Below are 6525 nucleotides of genomic sequence, written 5' to 3' on the forward strand. Positions count from 1 at the left end.
GGCCTGCACAACATGCGCGTCCTGGACGCCGTCACCGCCGCCACCGACAAGCCCGTCTCCCTCACGGAAGGACCCCGATGAAGCTCGGCGCCTACACCGCCTGCCTGCACGACCGCTCCCTCGACGAAACCCTCAAGGTTCTCGGTGAGATGGGCCTGACCGGCGCCGAGATCAACACCGGCGGCTTCATCGGCGCTCCGCACATCCCGATCGCCGAGATCCTGGACAGTGCCGGCGCGCGCGAGGACTACCTGGGCCGCTTCGAGCAGGCCGGGATCACGCTGACCGGCCTCAACGTGAACGGCAACCCTCTGAACCCCTCGGTCGGCGCCGCCCATGCGGCCGATCTGCGCCGCACGATCGACGTGGCCGCCGCGCTGGGCGTCAAGCGGGTCGTGACCATGTCCGGTGTGCCGGCCGGTTCACCGTCCTCCGACGTCGCCAACTGGGTGGTGAACCCGTGGGACAGCCAGTACCTCGACATCCTGGACTACCAGTGGAACGAGGTCGCCGTGCCGTTCTGGAAGGACATCCAGGCCCGCGCCGCGGACGCCGACGTGCAGATCTGCATCGAGATGCACCCGCACAACCTGGTGTTCAACCCGGCCACGCTGCTGCGGCTGATCGAGCAGACCGACGGCACCCACATCGGCGCCGAGATGGACCCGAGCCACCTGTTCTGGCAGGGCATCGATCCCGTCGCGGCGACCCGGTACCTCGGTGACCGGGTGTTCCACGCGGCGGCCAAGGACACCCGGATCAACGCCGACAACGTGAAGATCTTCGGGGTACTGGACGACCGGTTCACGCGGACCACGGAGAACCCGCTGAACCTCGGCGGCGACTTCACCCTGAACCAGTGGCCGCAGCAGCCGTCCTGGCAGTTCGTGGCGGTCGGCCGCGGGCACGGCGTGGACGAGTTCTGGGTGCCGTTCCTGCAGGCGCTGCACGAGATCGACCCGGACATGGCGGTCAACATCGAGCACGAGGACACCGAGCTCGACCAGATCGAGGGCCTGCGCTCGGCGGCCGAAAACCTTCTGCTGGCCGCCGGGAAGGCCGGCGTCTGATGCTCGAAGCGGTCCGCTGGGGTGTGCTGGGCACCGGCTCGATCGCGCGGACCGTCGTCGACGCCGTGGGCCCGGGCGCGTTCGTCGCGGCGGCGAGCCGGTCGGCTTTCCGCGCCCAGGCGTTCGGCCTGCCCACGGCGTTCGACTCGTACTCTGCGCTCATCGAGTCCGACACGATCGACGCGGTGTACATCGCGTTGCCCAACGCGCTCCACGCCGAATGGACCGCGCGGGCGCTGGCGGCCGGCAAGCACGTGCTCTGCGAGAAGCCGTTCGCGGCCACCGCGGCCGACGCCACTCTCGCCGTCGCGAAGGCCGATGACCTGGTCTGCGCGGAGGGCTTCATGTGGCGGCTGCACCCGCAGACGGCGCTGGCCCGGTCGCTGGTCGCGGACGGTGCGATCGGCCGGCTCGCGCACGTCCGGGCCGCGCTGCGCATCACGGCCGGACCCGGTGACGTGCGGCTGTCGGCGGAGCTCGGCGGCGGGGCGATGAGCGACCTGGGTTGCTACTGCCTGAGCGCGATGCGGCTCTTCGCCGGCGAGCCGCAGTCGGTCCAGGCGACGGGGACGTTCGGCGAGGTGGACATCCGGATCGCCGCGCTGCTGGCCCTGCCGGGCGGCGTGACGGGCGCCTTCGACGCGGCCCTGGACATGCCGCGGGCGGACGAACTGGAGCTGGTCGGCGACGCCGGGACGCTCCGCATCCGGGACCCGTGGATCTGCCGCGCGGGTTACGTGTCGCTGGTCCGGGACGGCAAGGAGGAGCGGCTCCCGGTGGATCCGACCGGCCGGCACGGCCTGACCGGCACCGAGGCCGACCCGTACCGCATCGAGTTCGCCCGCATCAACGCGGCGATCACCGGAGCCTCGGCGTTGGAGTTCGGCCCGGAGGATGCGGTCGCCTGGGCGACCGCGTTCGAGCAGGTGTTGCGCGCCGCCGGCCGTTCGGCAGGTGGTTGAGGCCGGGTGGAGCTATCCGTCGATGGCTTGTTGCCAGGCGGTCAGCGCGGCCGGGTTGCCGGCGAGGGTCGCGGTGCCGGTGCGCCGCCAGAGCGTGAGCAACAGGTCGGACGGGGTGCCGGTCAGTGTTGCGTCGGCCTGGCCAGGGTCGCGGGAAAGGTGCGGCCGTCCGGCGTTCCCCTCGACTCGCCGGTAGTAGGCGTCGTCGGCCGATCGCAGACCCAGGCTCTGTGGGGGGACACGTCGGCCGAGGAACGGCAGGGTGAAGGGCAGCGTTGCCTCGAACAACTCGTCGATGAAGTCGATGGCGCGTTCGGGGTCGACCGGCTGGGCGCGTCCGAGGGCGTGCTGGGCGTCCCAGCGGTGCACGGTGAGATCGTGGGCCTGCCGCCGGCACCAGGCGCCGGCCCTCTGATCGACGGTGACGGTCCACATCGGAGTCTCCGGATCGGTGATGTCGATCGCCTCCAGGAGAAGCTCGAGGCACGCCTCGTACCAGTCGGCGAGCGAGGCACCGGGGTCCGGCTCGAGGGAGTACGGCGCACGGGGGAGCCGGCTGGTGTCCCGGAGCAGATCGGCGGCCCATCGGTGATAGCTGCCGACGTGCGCCACCAGATCCCTGATCGTCCACCCGGGGCAGCTCGGCACCGGTGTTGCCGGGTCCGCGCCGAGCGTGGCCGCCAGCGCCCGGCCTTCGTCGGCCAGCCATGATCGGTACAGGTGGTGTCCCTCTCGCATGCGGCACTGTCCCACACGGCACGGTGGACATGTGGGACTGGACCTTCACCGGGCCGTAGTCACCAGACGATCAGCGTGTGCCTGTCCCCAGGACGCGGCGGCGGGCGCGCCATGCCATGACCGAGCCGATCGACACGGCCGACATGATGGACCCGACGCTGGCGAAGGAGGCGATCGAGCCGATCGAGGCGGCCGACCCGATCGAACCTATCGACAGCACGGAGCCCGTCGAGCCGATCGACAGGATCGACCCCCGCGACCACAGGCTCAGGATCGACCCCTCGGACTTGTACGACAGCAGCGACCTCTTGGCAGACATGCACCGATCATGGCCCATAGCTGCCGCCGACTCCGAGTCGCAAGCGAAAAGTGGTAGCCCACGGACGCATCTGCCGCCCGGAAAGGCTGCTGGGCTACCACTCTTCGCTTGCCACGCCTGGCCGGCGGATGTGGCGTCTCGGCAGCTCTTCCAGCGCGTCTGCGGCCGCCGCTGCGCCGGCAGTTTCGCGTAAGCGTTCACCCAGTGTGGCGGCTCCGGTGTGCAAGGCCGGGTCATTCAGCAGTCGGTCGATGGCTTCTCTGATCGCGGGTGTCTCCGCGTCGCGGGGCAGCGTCAGGCCGGCGCCGGCCGCCGTCACCGACTCGGCCACCAGCGGCTGGTCGGTGTGCCGGCTCATCGGGAACATCAGCACCGGAAGTCCGTGGGCCAGGGCCAGCATCGTCGTGCCGTGGCCGCCGTGGCCGATCACGGCACGCACGCCCGGCATCAGGTCGCCGTGCGCGGCGAAGGCACGCACCTCGACGTTCGGGGGCGGCCGCAGCCGGCGGGCGTTCAGGGACGTGCCGACCGTCGCCACCGCGCGGACCGGCAGGCCGCCGAGAGCGTCGAAGATCCGCTGCACGCACTCCTCCTGGCCCGGGTAGCTGATGGTGCTGAGGCTCACCAGGACCGGCGCGTCGGGAGCCGCCCGCGCGGCCAGCGTCGGCACGGCGCCGAAGACCGGCCCGGTCTGCACGGTCGCGGTGGGCAGGAGCCCGCTGATCGGGTCGAGCTCCGGCAGCGTCGTGACCACCGCCAGATCGGGCCGGGCGCGGCGACGGCCCGGGTGCGCGCCGGTCGCCCGCAACCACCAGCCCATCGGGCTGCCGAGCGACCATTGGGTACGCCAGTAGGCCGAGTAGGCGTGGAGCAGCATCGCCACCGAGACACCGCTGACACCGCGGACGTGCCGGAGCGCTCCGGGGATCATGCAGTCCACCACGGCCAGATCGACGCGATCGGCCGCCACGGTCGCCGCGAGATCCCGGCCGTAGCCGGGGTCGGAGGCCAGCGGCAGCCACGAGAGCATGGTGCGCAAGCCCGGCCGGTCGGCCCGCGGGCTCCAGTCGCGCGCGCTCGTCCACGTCCGCAGCGGCGCCGCGAAGGCCTCCCGTTGCCGGTCGTGGCCGAGGACGAGCACCTCGTGCCCGCGGCGGGCCAGCTCGTTCGATATCGCCACGGTGGGCAGCGTGTTGCCGCCCGCGTCGACCGTCGCCACCAGGATCTTCACATGCTGCACTGTAGGGACAGCCCGGCGCCGGCGGCACCGGGCTGAACCACTGACCCGCTCGGCGTGGCGGCGGGACTTCGCCGTGCTCGTACCCCTATTGAAGGTTTTGGTATTTGGCCTGGTACTCCTTGATCTTCGCCAGGTTGACGCGGGCGCTGTCCTCGGCGCGCTCCTCCCAGGCGAAGACGCAGACCGTCGCGATGCCGTCGAACTCGACCTCCGACAGCGTCTTGAAGAACAGGTCCCAGTCGACCTCGCCCTGGCCCATGTCCAGGTGCTGGTGGATGCGGGCCGTCGAGCCCGGCGGGTTGACGATGTAGCGCAGGCCCGACGAACCCCGGTGGTCGAACGAGTCGGCGATGTGCAGCTGCGTGAGCAGCGGGCCCGCGTGCTTCATCACGGCGGCCAGGTCGCCGCCCTGGTGGAACGTGTGCGGCGCGCAGTAGAGGAAGCTCACCAGGTCGGAGTCGATGCCCCTGACCATGTTGACGCCCTCGACGCCGTCCTCGATGAAGTCGTCCGGGTGCGGTTCGAGCACCAGCCGGACGCCCTCGCGTTCGAAGATCGGCAGCAGCTCCTCCATCGAGCGCCAGAACTGCGCCTCGCTCTCGGCCGGAAGCGAAGGGCGGCCGTTGAACTCGGAGTTCATCACGGTGACGCCGAGGTCCACGGTGATCTCGATGGCCCGTTTCCAGTAGCGGACCGCCGCCTGCCGTTCGTCCTCGTCGGGGCCGGACCACTTGTAGAGCGGCAGCACCGACGCCACCTCGACCTCCGCCTCCGCGAGCGCCTTGCGGAACGCCGCGACCGTGGCCTTGTCGACCCGCGGATGCAGGAAGAAGGGCATGAAGTCGTCGCGCGGGGACAGCTCGATGTAGCGGTAGCCGAGGTCCGCGACCAGGCGCGGCAGCTCGAGCAGCGGCACCTTGCGCAGCATGTACGGGTCCAGCGCGATCTTCACGACGTCGCCTCCAGGTAGAGCTTCGGCTTCTCGGCCAGCACGACCGCCACCCGGTCGCCCGAGTCGAGGGCCGCCACCGCGGCGTCCGACACCACGGCGGCCGCGTACCCGTCCCAGGCGCTGGGCCCGACCGGCGCGCCGCCCCCGGCGATCGAGGCGATCCACTCCTGGAACTCCACGTCGTACGCGGCCAGGAACCGCTCCCGCCAGTCGAGCGGCACCGGGGTCGCGAAGCGCCCGGCCGCCCGCACCGAGATCGGGCTGAGCTCGCCGAGCGCCGCCGTGCCGCTCTCCCCCACCACCTCGCCGCGGATGTCGTAGCCGTAGCGGATGTTCACCGAGATCTCGACGTCGACCAGCGCGCCGCTCGCCATCTCGAGCACCAGGAACAGCGGGTCCTGCAGCTCCCCGCCGTTCGCGCTGCGCCGCGGCACCAGCACCCGGGCCGCCGCGATCTCCTCGCCGAACATCCACCGCACCATGTCGATCTCGTGCACCGCGGTGTCGGTGATCGCCATGTCCTTCGTGTAGTGCGGCGGCACGGACGCGTTGCGGTGGGCGCAGTGCATCATCAGCGGCGCGCCGAGCTCACCGGAGTCGACCACCTTCTTCAGCGCCCGGTACGCCGCGTCGTACCGGCGCATGTAGCCGACCTGGACCAGCCGGCTGCCGTGCGCCACCTCCGCCTCCACGATCCGCAGACAGGCCTCCTGCGTGGTGGCCAGCGGCTTCTCGCAGAACACCGGCTTGCCGGCGGCGATGGACGCGAGGACGTACTGCTCGTGGGTGGGTCCCCACGAGCAGACGACGATCGCGTCCACCTCCGGGTCGGCGACCAGATCCTCACCGGTGGCGTGGGCCGTGGCGCCGACCTTCTCGGCGACCGCGGCCGCCACCGAGGCGTCCACATCGGTGACCGCGGCGACCCGCACCCCGGCCAGCACCTGCGTCATCCGCCGGATGTGGTCCTGACCGATCATGCCGGTCCCGATGACTCCAACTCGTACCATTTTTACCGCTTCAACTCGTGGGACAGTTCGGCCAACTCGTCGGCGCCGGCCATCTGGGCGGTCAGCTCGTCGAGCGTCACGTCCTCACGCTTCTTGTCGAGCGTGGTGCTGCCCAGCTTCAGGATCACGAAGTGGTCGCCGACCAGGTAGGCGTGGTGCGGGTTGTGGGTGATGAACACGACCCCGAGGCCGACGTCGCGAGCCGCCGCGACGTACTTGAGCACCACGCCGGAC

The 6525-nt window shown here is 70.9% G+C and carries 6 protein-coding genes and 2 pseudogenes; 2 read left to right on the plus strand and 6 right to left on the minus strand.

Going from position 1 to position 6525, the window contains the following annotated elements:
- Nucleotides 1-77 precede the first annotated feature (77 nt).
- Together AB0M20_RS20750 and AB0M20_RS20755 are read left to right on the plus strand one after the other, a co-directional pair.
- Nucleotides 78-1070: a sugar phosphate isomerase/epimerase gene (locus AB0M20_RS20750; RefSeq protein ID WP_364300415.1), complete on the plus strand. Its 993-nt coding sequence runs from the start codon at nt 78-80 to the stop codon at nt 1068-1070.
- Entirely contained in the window at nt 1070-2032 is a 963-nt protein-coding gene (locus AB0M20_RS20755; RefSeq protein WP_364300417.1) for a Gfo/Idh/MocA family oxidoreductase, read from the plus strand. Before AB0M20_RS20750 ends, AB0M20_RS20755 begins: the two co-directional genes overlap by 1 nt.
- A gap of 12 nt (nt 2033-2044) precedes the next feature.
- Here AB0M20_RS20755 and AB0M20_RS20760 read toward each other — a convergent pair whose 3' ends face one another.
- From AB0M20_RS20760 to AB0M20_RS20785, 6 genes and pseudogenes are all read right to left on the minus strand, one after another.
- A complete protein-coding gene (locus tag AB0M20_RS20760) occupies nt 2045-2770 on the minus strand; it encodes a maleylpyruvate isomerase family mycothiol-dependent enzyme (RefSeq protein ID WP_364300419.1) in 726 nt (241 codons plus the stop codon).
- Nucleotides 2771-2858: 88 nt separating this feature from the next.
- A pseudogene (locus tag AB0M20_RS20765) lies at nt 2859-3089 on the minus strand (hypothetical protein); the annotation flags it as partial.
- Between the two features lie 94 nt (nt 3090-3183).
- A complete protein-coding gene (locus AB0M20_RS20770; RefSeq protein WP_364300421.1) occupies nt 3184-4320 on the minus strand; it encodes a nucleotide disphospho-sugar-binding domain-containing protein in 1137 nt (378 codons plus the stop codon).
- A gap of 94 nt (nt 4321-4414) precedes the next feature.
- Nucleotides 4415-5281: a sugar phosphate isomerase/epimerase gene (locus tag AB0M20_RS20775; protein WP_364300423.1), complete on the minus strand. Its 867-nt coding sequence runs from the start codon at nt 5279-5281 to the stop codon at nt 4415-4417.
- Complete coding sequence (locus AB0M20_RS20780; protein WP_364300425.1) at nt 5278-6291, minus strand: Gfo/Idh/MocA family oxidoreductase; 1014 nt, start codon at nt 6289-6291, stop codon at nt 5278-5280. The genes AB0M20_RS20775 and AB0M20_RS20780 overlap by 4 nt, the downstream gene beginning before the upstream one ends.
- Nucleotides 6292-6293: 2 nt before the next feature.
- Nucleotides 6294-6525: pseudogene (locus AB0M20_RS20785) on the minus strand (sugar ABC transporter ATP-binding protein); the annotation flags it as partial.

The organism is Actinoplanes sp. NPDC051633, assembly GCF_040681735.1.
Lineage (GTDB): Bacteria > Actinomycetota > Actinomycetes > Mycobacteriales > Micromonosporaceae > Actinoplanes.